Below are 18,598 nucleotides of genomic sequence, written 5' to 3' on the forward strand. Positions count from 1 at the left end.
ATTCCATTTGCCAGTGTCAAAAGGGAACAACAGTACCCCAAATTTAGTGACGGCATGGAAATCAGTTCAATACCCCTGTGTTTTGGATATCTCGTTTTCTAAGGCCTTACCAGTTTTTAAGCGTTTGTAGTTGGCTATTATTTGTGGTACCACCGATTCGGTATCGGAAACACTTGCGCAATGCGGACTCATATGTACTTTCGGATGTTGCCAAAAAGGGTGCGGCCCCGGTAAGGGTTCGGTATGGAAAACATCCAGAGCGGCACCACTCAAATGGCCGCTGTCCAATGCTTCCAGTAGGTCGTCGTCATTGAGATGGCCACCACGGGCCACATTGATCAAAAAGGCATTTTTGGGAAGCTTTTCGAAGATTTTTTTATTTAAAATTCCTTGGGTATTCGGTGTCAAAGGCAGCAAACAGACCAAAACATCGGTACTCCCCAAAAACAAATCCAATTGGTCCGGACCGTTAAAAGTGGTTACTGATGTGATTTTTTTTTGAGATCGGGACCATCCTTGCACCTTGAAGCCTATTGCAGAAAGTTCCGTAGCGGTAAAAGCGCCCAATTCCCCTAACCCGAGTATTCCAATGGTAACCTCTTTCATTCTCAGGTAGGTCCTTGATTTCCATGTTTGGTCAAACTGCTGCAATTTATAGGTATTTACGTTTTTCAAGTGGGCAAAAACCGTCGCAATAACATGCTCCGCCATGTCCTTTGCCAGAATAGGGTCCACCACTCGGGTGATGGGCAGGTGCAACGGGGCCTGGGTATCCTTAAAAATAAAGTCGACCCCGGCTCCAGAGGAAGCAATGCATTTCAGGTTTGGGTATTCCGATAAGCTTCCTTTTGGATGTTTCCACACCAAGGCCATTTCTATTTCTGCTTTCGGATGGGGCTCTTCCGCCGAATAAACGGGAACTTCTGGCGCGAAATTACGTAACGCCCGTTTCCATTCATCGGTCTTTCCATCCTGTCTCAACACAACTATGCCCATTTTATATTTCGTTTAGGAAATCGTTATTCGCTTTCGTATCGGTATCGATACCGTCGTACACCCGTGAAAAACCTTCCGATAACAACCATGCTCCAGTTTGGGTAAGCACATATATTTTCTCGATTCTCGGACGATATGCATCCAGCAACGCGTTGATGGAGATATACCGTACCGCTTCCTCAAAGGAGTTCAGCATACTTTTATAAAAGGCATCTGGTACGTTCTTTTCCGAAGCGAAGGTTTGGGCGATTTCGATATTGTAAAGCATCAAATCTGCGACCATAGGAGCGTCCATACCCAGTTTTTGGAAATGCTTTATAAATTTCTGGGCTACCGAGCGTCTTGCCTTGGGACGTTTTCGACGCAGGGGAAAGTATTCGTTGGATATTTTCGCCTTCGCTTCCTGGACCATTTTGTCTTCCTTGGGATTGAAAACAAAGTCGTAGTATTCCTTTACCACCGAAAACCGCTGATAAAGGTCCAACAGCTGTTCTTCCAAAGCTTCTTTCGGGATTTCCGAGAGGTATTTTTTTAATTGTCTTTTGCTCATATAACGGTTTCCATTGCCGTGATCATTTCTTTGGCCGCAGTTTCACCGGAAAGCATCGCCGCGTTGATGCTGCCATTGGCCAAATAGTCTCCCGCCAAATAGATGGTATCGGTATATTTGCCGATTCGGCTATCATAGGTCGGCGTTTTTAATATCGGCAATGCCTGGTCGATACGATAGCTTTTTATCAAGGTTATTTCATTGAACCCACAATGTACCGCGAGCTCTTTTTTTACCTTGTCTATTTTTTCGGTTTCGGACAAGGAATGTTTTGCGACGATGGTTACCGATAACACCGCACGGTCCCTTTTGCCCGGTAACACATCGGTAACGAAATGAACATTATTGATCAAACTGTCCTTGTCCGTCACCAGACCGATTATAGGAGCTTTAAAACCGGCGGTGGACGCTAGTTTAAAGTAGAGGGTTTCCGTACTTTGCCAGGTGACGGGTGTCGGTACAAGCTGTGGAAGCATGCTAGTAGGGTCGGTAGCGATCAATAGCAAATCAAATTCCGCTTTGTTCCCTTGTGAGAATTCCAACGTATTCCCCTCGACATTGGCTACAGTGCTGTTGAATACAATGGTCGTATGTTTCAATTGCGCCCTTAATTGCGCAGGTATTTCCTGCATTCCATTTTTGGGAACTGAGGCACTGCCCTCGGAGAACATTTTGTATACGAAACGAAACATTTTGGCCGATGTCGCCAAAGCATCCTCCAGGAAGATTCCGGAGAAAAAGGGAAGAAAAAAGGTGTCTATCATTTTAGCGGAAAAACCATACCCCTGTAGATAGGACAAAGTAGATTCGTCCGGTCCTTCAAAAACTTCTTGTATGGACATTTTTTTAAGGCTATTGGAAAGCTTAAAAATTTTCCATTTGTCCCTTAGGCTACCTACTTTGGAAAACACCGTAGGCACTAAAAAACGGATATCACGGAGCGGGTCTCCTATTTTAGAGCGGTTTTGACCATCGAGTAAAAGTGATCCCGGCAAAAAATGTTGTAGTTGTAAATCTTCGTAATCCAAGTATTTTTGAGCAGCGGGATAGGCGGTCAACAACACCTGAAAACCATGATCGATTGGAATACCATTTACGATATCGGTTTTCACCCTTCCCCCAATACTATCGGAAGCTTCATATATTGTTGGCCTATATCCTTTTTTTTCAAGGGTTATGGCGGCAACCAAACCACTAAGCCCGGCACCGATGATTGCGATTTTTGGGGAAATCTCTGCCATTTTCATACACTTTAGAATTCAAAAATACGATACACCTTCGGAATATGTATCCTTAAAAAAGAGAACTCCTGTTCCGTTACTGTTTTGTCCCATCGTTGTCATAGTAGCGCCATTCTTTGTTTTTCAGTTTTTGAACCACTACGTCATATACCCATAACCAGCTATGCCAGCGCTTTCCAGTTTCTTGCCCAAAATAAGGAGCAAATGGTGTATTGCCCCTATGCGATACGCTGCCCCATGTTAGAATTTCTTACAAACCTATCGTAATCTGGATGCATTTTTATATTAGTTACATAATGCTTGCCTTGATGCCTAAAATACCTGTCAAAACCCTATATATCGCTAAGGAAGTAACAAAAACAATAAAATTAATTAGATGAAAAGAGGCTAAATTTCGATGAACATGGTGCGTAAAAGTGGGGATAAACTGATAAAAAATGTATAATAATAAGCTAATTCGTTTGGATTAGAGCATTTAAAAATGTATTATGGAAACTTGAAGTAAACCAAAATCAAATTAATCATATATGAGGCAACTAAAAATTATCAAGCAGGTAACCAACAGGGAATCAAAATCGTTGGACAAATACTTGCAGGATATTAGTAAAATTGACTTAATAACCGCCAGCGAGGAAGTTGAATTGGCCCAGAAAATTAGGGACGGTGATCAAGCCGCCTTGGAAAAACTAACGACGGCCAACCTTCGTTTTGTAGTATCGGTGGCAAAACAATACCAAAACCAAGGGCTAACATTGCCCGATTTGATCAATGAAGGTAACGTAGGTCTTGTAAAAGCGGCAAAACGCTTTGATGAAACCCGTGGGTTCAAGTTCATATCTTACGCCGTATGGTGGATTCGACAATCGATTTTGCAGGCTTTGGCCGAACAATCAAGGGTCGTACGACTCCCATTGAATAAAATCGGTTCCATTAATAAAATTAAAAAGACCTTTTCTTATTTGGAGCAGGCGCATGAGCGACCGCCGTCAGCGGAAGAGATTGCCAAGGAGTTGGAAATGACCGTAAACGAAGTACAGCAGTCCTTGAAAAACTCCGGGCGACACGTTTCTATGGATGCCCCCTTGCGCGAAGGTGAGGATTCCAACCTGTACGATGTTCTGCGTGCCGGGGAATCGCCCAAGCCGGACAAAATACTGATGCAACAGTCATTAAACACCGAAATTAATCGTGCTTTAGAGACCTTGTCGCCAAGAGAGGCCGATGTGGTGAAATTGTACTACGGTATCGGTGACCAGCAATCGATGACCTTGGCGGAGATAGGACTTACCTTTGACCTTACCAGGGAAAGGGTACGCCAGATTCGTGAAAAAGCCATCCGAAAATTAAGACACAACTCTAGAAGTAAAATGTTGAAGACCTATTTGGGATAGTTTGAGCTGACCGAATAAAAAAAAGGCCCCTTATAAAGGGGCCTTTTTTTTAGGCAATGCCTAAGAATAATTTAGTTTGTTGATTTCAAAATCGGTTAGGATTTCATTGAGGTCCTCAATAAAATTGAGATACGCCGCGTTGTCGGGATTCTGTTTTGCCATAATTGTAGGGTTTAGATTTAGGACATAAGTGTAGACTACATATAGTCTAACTCTACCAATTCATTTAAACTTAAAATTTCGTTTAGATCTTGAAGGAAATTTAAATATTCCTCTCCGTAGGTATCGTAGAGCATACTGTTGTTCAGGTTAAGTTAATATTCAGATTTAAGTTTCAAGCATACTTGCTATTGGGTTGCAAGTATCATGTAATAAACATACTTATAACGTTTGGCCGATACAATAAATTGTGGTGTATTGAGGTAGAGTTGTTGTGAAAATGGCTAAAACGATATACAAATAGTCGCTGAGAATGTATTTTATGGTACTAGAACTTCACCCTATAAGTGATGCCCGCGGATACCGACCAAAAATAGTTTCCGCTGTCGAACGTCAGCTCTTGACGGGCCACGCCAAGGTCCGCTCGATAAATATGTTGTCCGCTTTTTGGGGTAAATTGATATTCGAGCCCGATACGTTGTGATGCTACATAAAGTAGGGTCTCGGCCAAGAGTTCGTCTCCACTGCGCAATTGTTGTAGTTCTGGTGCATAGCCCATACCCAAGGTCATGCCCAAATAGTTTTCCCCGTCCCGATAGTACTTACGGGCCACCAAATTTCCCGAAACCTGTGTGAGGTTATTGGGTTGTGGGGTAATATAGGAGCGTAGGGAGAAATAATAATTGCCCTGATACTTTCCTAAAGATCCGGTTATTACCGTAACATCGGTATCCGCAAAACTAAGATAGCGCCCTCCTGCAGATAGCTCATAAGCTTTTGGAAGGTTGGCATAAAGGTCGCCCCCTACCCTATGGTTTGGAAAAATGCTGGCATTTGAGTATCCATAATTCAAGTAGGCGTAAAACCGTTTTGAAAATTTTGGATAAAAATCGATTTCATATTGTAGCCCCTGTTGTTCAAATCTGTTGCTATAGTTGATTCTTGGAATTAACAGTCCCGCTTGGGTTTCCCGTTCATAGAAAAAACTGGAGAGCGTCATCGGTTCATACACCTGATCAAATATCTGGAACGAATTCTGGATGCCAAACTTGTTTTGGAGCACCTTTTCTTTGGCAACCGTATCCAAGGCCGTCTCCAAAGAGACGTCTTCTTCACTCCTAGGGTCATTGGCAACCGCTTCAATATCCTCATTGCCATTATCGTACGCTACTGTTTCGGTATCCCCGTTTTTTTGATGCTTCTGTGCTTTGGTAATCTTTTTGATCGTACGCTTTTGCAGTCGCAATAGCGTTTTGTTCCCCTCATGGTAGTACAAAGCTTTATGCTGCAACCCTAAGGCGGTTGCATAGTTTTTCGCAAAAAGCTCGTTCTTAATCGCAGCGATCCACAAATCTACATCTTGTCGATGTACGGAGGTAATACGGTTATACATGCCGCGAGCGGTTGCATAGTCGCCCTTGGCCCTGCTTTTGTTCGCTATTTTGGCCAACGAATCTATTGTCGTTTTGGCTATCTTATTTTCGGTATTCCCTCCGTTTTCGACCTTAGAAAGAGGTATAAGTACCCTATCGGGATCCGAAGGCTGCGCATAGGCCATATCCTGCGCATGTACAAAAGGCATTGCCCCTACACAAAGGAAAATCAATATGGTCTTTAAGCTTTTGTTCATAATGCGCAATACCATTGCAATGTTATCTTACTGGGCGGTCGCCAGTTGTTTCTCCTTATCATATAGTTTTTTTGCCCTAGCAATTTTCTCATATATTTCGTCGGCCCTAGAGCTATTTTGCTGCACCTTGGCAATCAATTCATATCCTTCCTTGTACCGGCCTGACCAATAATAAACATCGAATAACGCCGCATAGGCATCAATGTAGTCCGGAACCATCTCAATAGCTTCCTGTAATAAGGTAATGGAATCCGAATAATGTCCCCTCCAACCATTGATCCTGCCCATAAGTATTTTTGCGTCTACGTTTCCTGGAACTTCCGAAACAATATAACGCAACAGTAAAAGGGCCCTGTCATACTCCTTTGCCAATGCCAATTCCCTTGCGCTATCAAAGGCCCGATCAAAATTATGGCCATTGAATACACTATGTATCCATACGATATCCCGACCGCTAAACTTTTCCTTTTCAAAGTTGAACACGGCCAAGCTGTCCGGTATGATCCTGTTGTTTTTAGTAATGTATTGATTGACGCCCTTAAACCGCTTTAAGGCAAGCTCCAAGGTGTCATCTTCGGTTTCCAAAGGTGTTAACCCCAAATTTTTGTCCATTTCAAAAATCTCACCATCCGATAAGAATGTGGTTCCCTTAACATAATCCTTTAACTCGTTCTTGTTTCGCATCAATGGAATACGCTTTACCGACCGAAAGGTTTTTTCGGTATCTAGGCCACTTCCAAGCCAGGCTGTTTTTTCCGGTACGCTAAGGTTATATTGCTTGTGCAATAAGGATACGATGCTGGGTGCGATATCGAAATGGGAGTTTAAAGCCTCCATCTTTCTAGGCGCCTTTAACAGTGGACTGTAAATCAGTAAGGGGACATGAAAACGGCTGATTTCGGTTCTAGCGGGTATGGCCGGCAAAAGATGGTTTCCGGTAACGATAAAAATGGTGTTCTCATAACCGGGCAATTTTTTATATGCCTCAAAAAACCATGCCAAGGCATTATCGGCATACAACAAGCTTGCGAAAACGCCATCGTTCTTTTTGATGATCCTACGTTCTCGTTTTCCATAAGCACGGTGCTCCAAGGTTTTTTCTACCTGTTCCGTATAATACGTCATTTTTGGGGGAAGAAAGGGGTCTCGCGTGCTTAAGGTAAGGTACACCTCCATACGGGGCGTGTCCTTGCTCCTATCGAGGCTTACACTCTTACGAAAAAGCTCCAAATCGGGATATCCCCAGGAGTACCCTCCCGAATCGCCCGTTTGTAAATCATAATTTTTTCCAAAGCCCGCCTTGTCCAAAATAAGGTCGACATCCTCACTTTGAAGAAAGCGTACAACATTGTCAAAAGCACCATTGGAGCCCTGATAATAGGAAGTATGATAGGCGTTCTTCTTTAAAATACCGTAAAGTGTTAGCTTGTTCGGATATTCCTCCATCCCCATAAATCCATTTTTACCGAAGGGTAAGGACCCCACCAGTGCGGGAAGGGCACCGAAGTTTCTTCCGGTAGTACTCAAACAGTTTTTCCAATACAAAGATTGCGTGCTAAGGGAATCCAAAAACGGGGTAAAACCACCATACGGAGCATCTTTACCAACAAAGTCGCGTCCCAAGCCTTCCACGATAAGGAAAACTAGATTCGGTTTGGTCTTTTTTAAATTGAAATAGGGCTTTAATGTATTCTGTGTCTGTATGGGCCGTAGCAAGGGATACGTACTTTTCCCGTCATAGGAATGTTCTTCCGTTGCCGTGCGGTACAGGTTTAGCCCCAAGTAGTAGGTCTTGTTTTGATTGATCGGCTTGCTCGGCGTAAACATGGCTGTAATGAATATGCTGAAGAATACCAAGGTCAGCGGAAACATGCCGTTGATCAGTCGATAAAAACGCACGGTCGACCGGTACATTCCTAAAAAGAGGAGCTGTAGCAACAATGCCCCCAATAAAAAATAGCCCAGCGTACCCCAACTATTGGCGTTAAAGGCCTTAAACCGGACTTCTTCCCAACTATAAGCAGCAATGTCGGACCCCAAAGGCAATAACACGGTGCAAAAATATACGGTCAAAAACAGTTCGATCAAGAGTAAAACGCCCAGCGACCCTAAAGCGAAATACATGCCATAACGTGGTCTTAGGTTTTCTAAAAACTTGAAAGGAAACACCAAAAAGATACCGGTCAACGACGAAAAACCGATATGGTGAACGAGCGCTATAAAAAAGCTTCTACCAAAAATGATATCCACAATACCTTTTGCGTATAGCAGGCTATATTGAAATATGGACAGCGCCACCAAGCATCCAAAAAACGCTATGACCGCTCGGGTATAGTGTTTTAAGGTGTAACTATCTATTTGGCTCGTATTCATATTTTGGTATTAAGTTGCCTTGGCAAATCCCTTTCTTACCTGGGAGCCCCAACCGGATTTTATCTTGAATAATTTTTTGTAATTGCCCCGGACCGCTGCCCACACGACAATGGGGTGAAAGGTTATGGGTTCTATAATGGCGCAGAACATCAATATTAGGATGTCCTTGGTTTTCTTATATTCGTTATAGGAGTACACGTCCCATAGAATCGCATAAAAAGAGAACATTATGGAGTACATGTATACGGCCGCGGTAATGGCAAGGAAAAAATCGAAATTCAATATTCCCAAGTAATAAAAGATGATGATCGTGAAAAGGCCGAAAAACTCCAACAACGGGGCCATCCATTCATAAAAAAACCAATACGGATAACTGATCAGCCCCAATCGCCCATATTTGGAATTAAAAAACATATCCCTATGGGTCTTTAAGGTTTCCAAATTGCCACGTGCCCAGCGATCGCGTTGATTGACCAGAATCTTCAAGTCCTCCGGAACTTCCGTCCAGCATAGGGAATCGGGAATATACTCTACGGTATAGGGCATCTTGCGGTCGTGCATATACCGGCGCATCCGAAACACTATTTCCATATCCTCCCCTACCGTGTTGGTGTCGTATCCGCCAACGGCATTGGCGATTTCGCGATCAAAGAAACCGAAAGCTCCCGATATGATCAACAGGCTATCGATTCGTCCCCACGCCATTCTCCCTAAGATGAAGGAACGGGTATATTCCAGCAATTGAAAACGGGCCAGCCAGTTTTTGGGAAGGCGAATTTCTTCCAACCGGCCACCTTGGATCACGCAGGAATTGGCAACACGGATTACCCCGCCTACGGCAATCACCCTTTTCTCCGACCGTTGGTAAAACGATTTTACCACATGTAAAAGCGCGTCGGGCAGCAACAGGCAATCGACATCGATACAACCAACATACTGATTGCTTGAAAGCGCCATACCCGTATTCAAGGCATCGGATTTTCCTCCATTTTCCTTATCTACGACCGTAAGTTTCGAAAAAGATCGGTGTTTGGATCGATAGATGCCGCGAATGGGTTTCGATTTCCATTCCGGATCTATTTCCCTAGGTACCTTTACCAAGTCATATGCCTCGATCATTTTCTGTAAGGTATCGTCCTTACTCCCGTCATTCACTACCATTACCTCGTAGTTCACATACCGCAACGACAATAACGAGCGTATGTTTTCTACAATGGTCAGGCCTTCGTTGTACGCTGGTGCGATAATGGTGATACTCGGGGCAAGCGGGGATGCCATTACTTTAGAGAGATCACCAAAGCTATTTTTATTTCGATAATGGATGGAATTTCTTGTGGATAGGTATCCCATTAGAGTAAACATGGAAAAGAGTACCACCGTAAACGTAAAAAATATTACGTTTATGTAATTAAGGACGACCTGAAAGAATTCGCTATCCATTACCGATCTACTTTTTTTTGTTCGTTCTTTGGAACAGTTTAAAAATGGAATCCCGAACGCTACCACTCTTTTTCTTTGCTTTTGGCCCGGTGACGGTTGTAGGTGCCTCTTCTCCCAACAGTTCGAAATCAATATCGAAAATGCCCTTTTCCTTTGGTGGCTGAATATCCATTTGTCCCAATAGCCGTTCTATCTTCCCTTCCGAAGAATCTCCCGGAGCGTTCAAGACGGTCGCTTGTTCCCTTTTTTCGATATTCTGTTCGGGGTCCATGCCCAATCGTTCTTTCAGCTCCTTTAAGGTTTTTGCAGCTTTACGACGAATACGCCGTTCGGGGTCGCTTAACAGCTTTCCCAAAAAATAAACTTCCTTATGGTCGCCTACGGCAACGATCTCGTCCAGCAATATCAACTTGGAATCGGTATCGCAGTGTCTAAAAAACTCTTGGAATATACTGTAGGGCTCGTTGTTTTTGACCGTGCCTTCGGTTTCGGTAGCGTTTCCATCATCCAAAGGGGCGTTCCCCTGAAAACGTGCCATGATGTCTTTTATGCGGACCAATGCCGCTTCCTTTTTTTCCTTTTGCATCAACTCGTCCAACAAGGGAAGCTCTCGCTCGTCACCAAAAAAATCGATATCGTCTAAAAGTTGCATGGTATCTACCATATCGCTATCATATTTTTTATTGCTCGGTAAATATTGGAGGTAGTAGTTGATGTCGTGTATCATTTTGGAGGTTTTGGCTTCCCATTCCGGTCCTTCCATCTTGATCGCCGTAGTTTTGTCCGTTGTTTCTTCCGGTGCTTCAATTTCTTTAAGCAACCAACTGGGCAGCTGTTGTTCCGCAATATCCTGTTCCGCGATGCTTTCCTCAGCAGTCTCCTCGGTTTCGTTTGAAGCGATATCATCTTCGGTATCCGGACTATTCGCTATTTCAGCGTCCATATCATGGTCGAGTGGCGTATTTGTAGGTTCCTCCTTGAATTCCGTTTCCTTGCTTACCGGTAGCCATTGGTCCAAGGCAATACTTTTGATTTCTTCGTAGCTTACCGTTATTTCGTTAACATCGGTATTTTCGAGCGGTACCTGTACCGGCCGTTCGGGTAGGTCTTTGAAGACCACGGTAAACATCGGTTCCGTTACTTCCGGTGCTATAGTATTGACCGCCGGATTATTTTGTGCGTTGTCCGAAGGGCCATTTCCCAAAACCTGATCGTAAACTACTGGAAGCTCATTTATGTCAAAGCCGGTTTTTACTTCCGGTGTTGCCGAAATCGCTTCATACCGGACCACAAGTTCCTTAGCATCAACAAATCCTGGTTTTTTTGCATTTTCCAAAGCAATAATCTCATTGTAATCCACGACCTCCAGTTCCTTAAGATCCGTTTGCGTTTGTACCCTGGTGTCAGCAAAGGAATACTGATCTGTAACGGAGGGCAGCGGATTTTCAACGATGGGAATAAAGTACATTTCAGCATCGGTTACGTCAAACCTGATGGGCTTGCGTTCTTCCGTGATTTCTTTGGTATCCTCGACAATGGGTGCTAACAATTCAAAATCGACCTTGATGTCTACGACATCGTCCGTTTCGCCGGTAGTTTCGACATTATCGGTTGTTTCGGTTTCATCGGTACCAACGCTCCCATCGATTACAACGGGTAAAAACGCTATGGAAAACGCCGGTTGTATTTCAGTTGGCGCTTCCATATTCTCTTTTTTGGAAGATTCATCTTCAGCGGAAGATTCCGAAACATTTTTGGTAACATCGTTCGGTTTAGGGTCTTTTGGCTCGTGGTTGTCCTTCATGCTGTAGGTATTGGAAATGGATTCGGTTTTGTGGTCTTGGTCAATTGATTTTTTTTCATCCGATAAGGATGTTCCGGTCACTTTTTGGGTATTTTCTACTATGGCTTCGCCAGGTTCCTCGGAGATAGGGGCTATTTCATCGTCCTGCTTTTCATTTTTGATGGATACCAAATCGGCATCGCCCTGGTCGGATATCACATCTACTTCCAGCATCGTTTCGGAATTGTCATCGGTTGAAGTATCCGCGGTATTTTCCGGAGTGATGGTATCGCGGTACTCATCTATCGTAGGATCCTCGGGCATCGTTTCCATTTTTGCACCACGAATGTCCTTGGGAATATTATAGTTTTTGGTATCTACGATTCCTTCGGTGGGCAATACCGTTTCGGGGGCAATCATATTAATGGCGGCCAAGGCTTTACTTCTTACGGGAAAACTGGACTCCTTATTTTCTATCAGCTTTAAAAAGGGCAGATCTTCCTTTTCGCCCAAGTTGCCAATGGCATCCAATAAGGCTATTTTGATGTTTACTGAACATTTCCAAAAAACTGTTTTTAATGTTGGAATGGCGTCGGTGATATGGAATGTTTTAATACAATCGATCGCTTCCTGTTTTATTCTGTTATTTTTATGTTTTACCAGTTCCGTAATGGAAGCGTAAGCATCGTTTTGATCGTAATGTTTGATCAAACGAAGGGCGAAGAGCACCACAAACTTGTTTTTTGAGGTTAGCCATACCCTAAAGCTTGGGGGCAAAAAGTTTTCCTTGTTGCTCAGCACTTCCATCAATTTTAGTTGTTGCCATTCGGATATACGGTGCTTGGTGGTGTCCAAAAAGTGGTTGATTCCTTCCGGTTTTAGGGTAACCACGGCAATCTCGGCCTGCTTTCTTATGGTAGGCCGTTTGTCGTTGATGAACTTGCTGATGAGTCCGTACGACTCCTGTACCCGCATTTGGGTCAATTCTATAATCCCCTTGGAGATACGCTCCCAACGCAACGCATGAAGTTTTTTATACGATTCTTGATGAAGTCCCAAATCTTTGAACAGTTCAAAAAGTCGTTTCCGGGCAGTTCCGGAAACATCCTTTCGTAGGTCCATAAGAATTTCGGTAACCGTTTTGCGATAGAACGCCGATTTTATCAATTCCCGAATTTCAACTTTGAGGTTTACGTAACTGCTTTTTTCATCTTTAGTGGCGTCTTCTTCCAGAAAAATAAACTCACTGATCATCGGGGCGATTTCCTGTTTGATCTTTTTTGTTTTATTCGAGCGCTTGGAGAGCTGCTTTTTGAACAGAAAGATGGCCAGAAAATAAAGAAACGCTATGCCCAGGAACAACAAGGTCAAATCCCACAAAAGATCCGTGTGGATCTTAGGCGCGGTAATGAGGTCGTAGGTTCGGTATATTTGGGCGGTAAACTGCAAATTATGTTTTGTTCAGTTCTCTTGCTACACGGACGAGAAGTTCTGACGGACTCACCGGTTTTGATATAAAATCGTTTGCACCGAGTTCAAAAGCACTCAGCACATTTTCTTCGTTTCCTGCCGATGATATGATGATGATCGGCACTTTTGAATCCAGTTCGTTGCGCACATAATCGATAAGTTCGATGCCCGAAAAATAGGGCATCATGATATCGCTGACGATAATATCCGGAATGTCCTCTCCTAAATGTTCCTTTACTTGTTTGCCATCGGTTACGTGTGCCACCTCGTATCCCCCTTTTTGCAGGCGAAAACGCAACAATGACCCCAACAATTCGTCATCTTCGGCCAATAAAAGCTGTTTGGATACCATGGTTAACTTTTTTGTTGTTTGATGGAGGTCAGCGCCATTTCTATCTGATTTTCTACTAGCGGATATTCCTCTAAAAAGGATTGGTACAGATAGTTTAGGTGTTTCAGGTCTTTTTCTGCTTTACAGCAGGTGTGCATTTCGGTAACAATGGCATGCAGGCTGTAGGTTTTCATCATGGCCAGCCCCGATTTCATTTTATGGAGCGCAAATTCCAAGCCTTTAAAATTGGACTGCTCCAAGTGAATTTTGGCCGCTCCTATGAATTCAATTGCATTTTGTTTGAACAACCGTATCAGTTCTTCCAACAGCGAAACATCGTTCATGCAATCGGACATGATATCGTCCAAAGTAAAATGCGCTTCAACATCCTGTCCGTTGGCCATAGTTCCATTGTACTTGTCAAAATTTTTATTCTTTTCCATAGGGGTAGTATTTTCCAACAGTACCTTAAAAAGTGCCTCGGGCCTGTATGGTTTTAACAAATAGCCGTTCATGCCTGCCAATTCCGACTTCTTTTTATCCTTCACCGTAAAGTCGGCAGTGAGCGCTATTATCGGTACTTCGCTAATACGTGTAGTGCCATGCTGGCGAATATTTTTAGAAATTTCAAAACCGTCCATATTTGGCATTTTAAGATCCATCAGCACAATATCCACTACGTTTTCTTGTAAAAAGCCCATTCCTTGATGAAAATCATCGGTAACAAAGGTTTTGCAATTCCACTTGTTCAAACGTTCCGCAATCAATCGCTGGTTTAGGGTATTGTCCTCAAACACCAAAACCACAAGGCCGTTAAACAGTTCCCTTTCGATAGCACTTTTGGTCGGTTGTTCCAATACGGTTCCCGCTGTACTGATGCTGAAAGGAAGGTCGAAAGTAAACGTGGTCCCTTTTCCAAATACACTGGAAACGGCGATATTTCCTTTTTGATGATCAATTAATTTTTTTACTATGGAAAGCCCCAAGCCCATACCTCCGGCAGTGGACTCAGAATTGCCCACCTGACGGTATCTGTCGAAAATGTAGGGAAGCTCCTCCTCCCGTATGCCTATTCCTTGGTCGGAAACGACAAAAGTGAGCCAAACGATTTTCTCCGTTTTTTCTTTGAGACTGACGTGTAGGCTGATATCGCCCTGTTTAACGAATTTTACGGCGTTGCCCAAAAGATTCAGCAGTATTTGACCGAGCTTGGCAGGGTCTCCCAAAAGAAATTCCGGTATTGTGGGGTCAATATGTGTTTTTAGGGTCACCCGGTCCGCTACGATCAAGGTCTGACATAGAAAATCGATGTCCTTGACCGTAGAGGATAAATTGAAGTCTATGGTTTCAAATGAAATGTTGCCCGTGGCCAGTTTGGCATACTCCAACAGCTCGTTTATGATTTCCATAAGTGAATTGGAAGCCGATTGAATGGCGGACACATGCGCCATTTGTGCTTCGTTGAGCATGCTTTCGCCCAATAGTTCGGTAAAACCGATAATACCGTTTAGGGGTGTTCTGATCTCATGGCTAACCTGTGCTACTACCTGTAGCCCGGTTTCATGGTCCGTTTGCGGTACGTTTGGTTGCTCGTCCCTATCCTTGAGGTCAAGGTCCGGGGTTTGCCCTTTAGTAGCATTGGCCGCAGAATCGGTAAGCTTTCGAAAACGGTTCAATAGCGCGTTGGCCTCGGAGGCGTCCACCGTATCGAAGGATAGGTTGTTCAACTGGAATCTTAGGGAGTCGATTTCTTCAAGTAGGTCTCTTTTTTTCAATGGGGGATCGATTTGGTTTTACCATACATAACGGTCAACGAATGGGGACTTAAGGCATGGTACTGGGTTTATTTCAAAGTTATTGATACCTTAAAACTCTTTATTTTGTTGACAGTGAACAATTAAATGTTACCGAAAGCCCCCATTTTGTTGTCAAAATGCTTTATTTGTAGGTATAAAATGTAAGCGCTATGAAATACCTGCATTATTTTGCCTTTTTCTCCATTTTAGTTTCCTGTAAAGAACAGAAAATCGAAGTTTCGGAAAGTGAGGAAACGATTGCGAAAAGAATTCATGAAAATGTAATTACCATCGACACCCATGCCGATATCAACGTACGCAATTTCACCGATAGCGTGAACTACGCACAACGGTTGGAGACCCAGGTAAATCTTCCCAAAATGAAAGAGGGCGGACTGGATGTGGCCTGGTTCATCGTGTATACGGGACAAGATTCATTGACCGATAGCGGTTATGCAAAGGCCAGCGAGAATGCCATGGACAAGTTTTCGGCCATCCATCGGCTTTGTGAGGAATATGCACCGGATGATATTGGATTGGCATTGACCTCCGAAGATGTTAGGCGCATTGCTGCCTCCGGAAAAAAAGTGGCCATGATCGGTGTGGAAAACGCCTATCCCATAGGTGAAGACCTTTCCCTTTTTGACGCGTACCATAAAAAGGGGGCGCGATATATTTCCCTATCACACAACGGGCATAGTCAATTTTCCGATTCCAATACGGGCGAAGCGGATAGCTTATGGCTTCATAATGGTTTAAGTGAATTGGGTAAAAGCGCTGTTAAAGAGATGAATAGACTCGGAATAATGATAGATATTTCGCATCCATCAAAAGAAGCCATGAAACAAATGGTAGCTTTGTCCAAAACCCCGATAATCGCTTCACATTCTTCTGCCAGGGCGCTTTGCGACCATAGTAGAAACCTGGATGACGAGCAGTTAAAACTGTTGAAAAAGAATGGTGGCGTTGTACAGACAGTAGCATTCAGTTCGTATTTGAACACCGAAAAACATGAAACACATGCCGCTTTTATGAAAACGATTTATAAGAAGTGTGCCGATTCTTTGGGTATCGAATGGTACGAGCGTTCACAATTTGCAACACTTTCCGACGCCCAAAAACAGGCATTTATGGAAAATTACCCTAGAGTACTGGATTTAGGAAAGGCCAAGGCCCGTAAAATGGACAACGCACCTGCGGCGGTTGATGTGGGAGATTTTGTAAACCATGTTGATTATATGGTCGATCTTATCGGTATCGATCACGTAGGGATCAGTTCCGATTTTGATGGTGGCGGGGGTATCGAAGGATGGACCGATGCTTCGGAAACCTTTAATGTTACGCGAGAGTTGGTGAAAAGAGGCTATACCGAGGGAGAAATTGCCAAACTATGGGGCGGTAACCTGTTAAGGGTTTTGGATGCGGTGCAAAGCTATGCCGCCGAAAACAGTACGAACTAAGCCATAGAAAACATCGGGATGGTACGCGAAGGTTAAAATTCTTAGTCAGGGGCGGTACGAAGTCTAACTACGGTACTTTGCCGAGATTGCGAATGATCCTGTTTTATCACCTTAATAAATACCGAACGGTTTTAAAGATTAAAACAATGTCGGCTCTGGGCCATTCAAGGTGTGCGGTATTTTAAGTTTGCACCCCAGTTTATCGTTCAGCTTGGTAATAAAACCGGCCGCTAACAGTGGCGACTCCAATTCCATGTTCTGGTGTACAAAAAAGTGAACATCACGAAGGCCTTTTTTCTTCCAATCATATAATTTGTCCACCCAATCGTCCAGTCTGGTATGGTCGCTTTGGTGGTTGGCGCCCACGTAGCGGATAAAGGCCTCCTGGTTCGTGAGGCGCATATGCATGATATCCCTACGCCCGGCAGTATCGACAAGCACGTTGGTAATGCCGTTTTCTTCCAACAAATGGTAGAGTTCCGATGCTATTTTTTTATCGTTGAACCAATCGGTATGGCGAAACTCCATAGCCAAGGGAAACTCCTTGGGCCAATAATTGATAAAACGGACCACACGGTCCCAATTTTTAGGACCGAAGTTACCGTGCATCTGCAAAAAGATGGTACCCAATTTCTCTTTTAAGCCGACCGTTGCTTCTAAATACCGGTCTACAATAGGATACACCGCTTCGTTCAAGCGCCGCAAATGACTGATATCCTGTGATATTTTTGGGAAAAACTTAAAATCCGATGGCGTTTTATCATGCCATTTTTCATATTGCTCCTTCGGAAAAATGCGATAAAACGTGGCGTTCAACTCAATACTATTGAATTGCGATGCATAATACTGCAGCTCGTCCTTTGTACCCCTAGGATAAAAGTTCTTTAGATCCTGACGGTTCCATTTGGCACAACCTACAAATACGTTCATGGGGACGTCCTTCTTTGTTTTTAACAGCACCACCTCGGTATCCGGGTGGTCTTTTGGCATAGTAAAATCGATCAATTCCGGGTGGTCTACAGTTCCGAATTTCATAGCTCCGCTTTTAAAGATGATGTTAAAAATACGGCTTTCCGATAGCAATGGGTCGCTGTTTTAGACACAGTACACTACTTTGGGCACTAATTTTCAAAAAAAACTGTAACATTCCGCCTATCTTTGATACAAACGTTATTGAACTAATATTTATAATATGAGAATGAAAGCATTAAAAGTATGTATGGCCCTATTTGTCCTATCGCTAACGGTTCCTGTCCAGGCGCAGACGGTAGATGAAATTCTTGCCTCCTACTACGAGAGTATCGGAGGGCTCGAAAATTTCAAGGCCATTAAAGGAATGAAAATGACCGCAAAGGTCAATCAACAGGGAATGGAGATCCCTATTGAAATCGTACAGCTTAACGATGGTCGTCAAATGACCACGATCAATTTTCAAGGAAAGGAAATCAAACAAGGGGTTTTTGACGGAGAGACCCTATGGAGCCATAATTTTATGACCTTGAAAGCTGAAAAAAGCGATGCGGAAGCAACCGCCAACTTTAAACTCAACGCCAACGACTTCCCTGGTCCTTTTATTGATTATAAAGAAAAAGGATACACCTTAGAACTTTTGGGCAAGGAAACCATTGACGGAACCGAAGCCTTTAAACTAAAATTGGTTAAAGAACCGATTACGGTGGATGGTGTACAGGAAGAGGATATTTCTTTTTACTATTTCGATACCGAAAACTTCGTACCCATTGCAATGCAAAGTGAGGTGCGTGAAGGCCCGGGCAAGGGCATGACCTCCGAGGTAACCTTTAGCGACTATCAGGAAGTGGAAGGGCTTTACTTCCCCTTTTCCATGACGCAAGGTGTAAAAGGACAACCGGGCGCTCCGATTACGATGGAGACCATCGAATTGAATCCGGAAGTAGACGCTACCGCTTTTGCCTTTCCAGAGGAGGCCGAAACCGAAGAAAAAAAATAATCTCAAAAT

At 43.5% G+C, this 18,598-nt stretch carries 13 protein-coding genes; 3 read left to right on the forward strand and 10 right to left on the reverse strand.

The window, feature by feature from the left end:
- Positions 1-66 precede the first annotated feature (66 nt).
- Genes ACRD7P_RS07130 through ACRD7P_RS07140 form a run of 3 tightly spaced genes read right to left on the reverse strand, consistent with a single transcriptional unit; the run spans position 67 to position 2,787 of the window.
- On the reverse strand, positions 67-996 hold the full coding sequence (locus tag ACRD7P_RS07130; protein ID WP_430906854.1) for a 2-hydroxyacid dehydrogenase: 930 nt from the start codon (positions 994-996) through the stop codon (positions 67-69).
- 1 nt (position 997) lies between these two features.
- Positions 998-1,546 (reverse strand): DUF6155 family protein, encoded by a 549-nt coding sequence (locus ACRD7P_RS07135; RefSeq protein WP_430906855.1) that lies wholly within the window; start codon positions 1,544-1,546, stop codon positions 998-1,000.
- Entirely contained in the window at positions 1,543-2,787 is a 1,245-nt protein-coding gene (locus ACRD7P_RS07140; protein ID WP_430906856.1) for a protoporphyrinogen/coproporphyrinogen oxidase, read from the reverse strand. Before ACRD7P_RS07140 ends, ACRD7P_RS07135 begins: the two co-directional genes overlap by 4 nt.
- Before the next feature lie 527 nt (positions 2,788-3,314).
- On the opposite strand from ACRD7P_RS07140, the gene ACRD7P_RS07145 reads away from it, so the two are divergent.
- Positions 3,315-4,178, forward strand: a complete 864-nt coding sequence (locus tag ACRD7P_RS07145; protein WP_430906857.1) for a sigma-70 family RNA polymerase sigma factor — start codon at positions 3,315-3,317, stop codon at positions 4,176-4,178.
- Positions 4,179-4,665: 487 nt separating this feature from the next.
- Here the strand turns inward: ACRD7P_RS07145 and ACRD7P_RS07150 are convergent, their stop codons facing one another.
- From ACRD7P_RS07150 to ACRD7P_RS07175, 6 genes are read right to left on the reverse strand one after another with little or no spacing between them, the layout of a single operon-like run.
- Entirely contained in the window at positions 4,666-5,967 is a 1,302-nt protein-coding gene (locus tag ACRD7P_RS07150; RefSeq protein WP_430906858.1) for a YaiO family outer membrane beta-barrel protein, read from the reverse strand.
- Positions 5,968-5,994: 27 nt separating this feature from the next.
- Complete coding sequence (locus ACRD7P_RS07155; RefSeq protein ID WP_430906859.1) at positions 5,995-8,340, reverse strand: sulfatase-like hydrolase/transferase; 2,346 nt, start codon at positions 8,338-8,340, stop codon at positions 5,995-5,997.
- A gap of 9 nt (positions 8,341-8,349) precedes the next feature.
- Positions 8,350-9,780, reverse strand: a complete 1,431-nt coding sequence (locus ACRD7P_RS07160) for a glycosyltransferase family 2 protein (protein WP_430906860.1) — start codon at positions 9,778-9,780, stop codon at positions 8,350-8,352.
- A 7-nt stretch (positions 9,781-9,787) separates the two neighbouring features.
- The gene (locus ACRD7P_RS07165; RefSeq protein ID WP_430906861.1) at positions 9,788-13,012 is read right to left on the reverse strand and encodes a hypothetical protein; all 3,225 of its coding nucleotides are present in this window, start codon (positions 13,010-13,012) and stop codon (positions 9,788-9,790) included.
- A 1-nt stretch (position 13,013) separates the two neighbouring features.
- Entirely contained in the window at positions 13,014-13,385 is a 372-nt protein-coding gene (locus ACRD7P_RS07170; RefSeq protein ID WP_430906862.1) for a response regulator transcription factor, read from the reverse strand.
- 2 nt (positions 13,386-13,387) lie between these two features.
- Positions 13,388-15,139 carry an ATP-binding protein gene (locus ACRD7P_RS07175; protein WP_430906863.1) on the reverse strand — a complete coding sequence of 584 codons (1,752 nt, stop codon included), beginning with the start codon at positions 15,137-15,139 and terminating at the stop codon, positions 13,388-13,390.
- A gap of 191 nt (positions 15,140-15,330) precedes the next feature.
- On the opposite strand from ACRD7P_RS07175, the gene ACRD7P_RS07180 reads away from it, so the two are divergent.
- Positions 15,331-16,620: a dipeptidase gene (locus ACRD7P_RS07180; RefSeq protein ID WP_430906864.1), complete on the forward strand. Its 1,290-nt coding sequence runs from the start codon at positions 15,331-15,333 to the stop codon at positions 16,618-16,620.
- A gap of 138 nt (positions 16,621-16,758) precedes the next feature.
- Here ACRD7P_RS07180 and ACRD7P_RS07185 read toward each other — a convergent pair whose 3' ends face one another.
- Positions 16,759-17,655: a DUF72 domain-containing protein gene (locus ACRD7P_RS07185; RefSeq protein WP_430906865.1), complete on the reverse strand. Its 897-nt coding sequence runs from the start codon at positions 17,653-17,655 to the stop codon at positions 16,759-16,761.
- Positions 17,656-17,818: 163 nt separating this feature from the next.
- Here ACRD7P_RS07185 and ACRD7P_RS07190 point away from each other — a divergent pair, with 163 nt between their 5' ends.
- Positions 17,819-18,589, forward strand: coding sequence for a LolA family protein (locus ACRD7P_RS07190; protein ID WP_430906866.1), 771 nt, complete (start codon positions 17,819-17,821; stop codon positions 18,587-18,589).
- Positions 18,590-18,598 lie beyond the last annotated feature (9 nt).

The organism is Maribacter sp. 2-571, from assembly GCF_050589625.1.
In the GTDB taxonomy this organism is placed as follows: domain Bacteria; phylum Bacteroidota; class Bacteroidia; order Flavobacteriales; family Flavobacteriaceae; genus Pelagihabitans.

Coding starts and splice junctions, on each gene's coding strand:
- ACRD7P_RS07130 (WP_430906854.1), bottom strand. CDS start 996: ATGGGCATAGTTGTGTTGAGACAGGATGGAAAGACCGATGAATGGAAA.
- ACRD7P_RS07135 (WP_430906855.1), bottom strand. CDS start 1,546: ATGAGCAAAAGACAATTAAAAAAATACCTCTCGGAAATCCCGAAAGAA.
- ACRD7P_RS07140 (WP_430906856.1), bottom strand. CDS start 2,787: ATGGCAGAGATTTCCCCAAAAATCGCAATCATCGGTGCCGGGCTTAGT.
- ACRD7P_RS07145 (WP_430906857.1), top strand. CDS start 3,315: ATGAGGCAACTAAAAATTATCAAGCAGGTAACCAACAGGGAATCAAAA.
- ACRD7P_RS07150 (WP_430906858.1), bottom strand. CDS start 5,967: ATGAACAAAAGCTTAAAGACCATATTGATTTTCCTTTGTGTAGGGGCA.
- ACRD7P_RS07155 (WP_430906859.1), bottom strand. CDS start 8,340: ATGAATACGAGCCAAATAGATAGTTACACCTTAAAACACTATACCCGA.
- ACRD7P_RS07160 (WP_430906860.1), bottom strand. CDS start 9,780: ATGGATAGCGAATTCTTTCAGGTCGTCCTTAATTACATAAACGTAATA.
- ACRD7P_RS07170 (WP_430906862.1), bottom strand. CDS start 13,385: ATGGTATCCAAACAGCTTTTATTGGCCGAAGATGACGAATTGTTGGGG.
- ACRD7P_RS07180 (WP_430906864.1), top strand. CDS start 15,331: ATGAAATACCTGCATTATTTTGCCTTTTTCTCCATTTTAGTTTCCTGT.
- ACRD7P_RS07185 (WP_430906865.1), bottom strand. CDS start 17,655: ATGAAATTCGGAACTGTAGACCACCCGGAATTGATCGATTTTACTATG.
- ACRD7P_RS07190 (WP_430906866.1), top strand. CDS start 17,819: ATGAAAGCATTAAAAGTATGTATGGCCCTATTTGTCCTATCGCTAACG.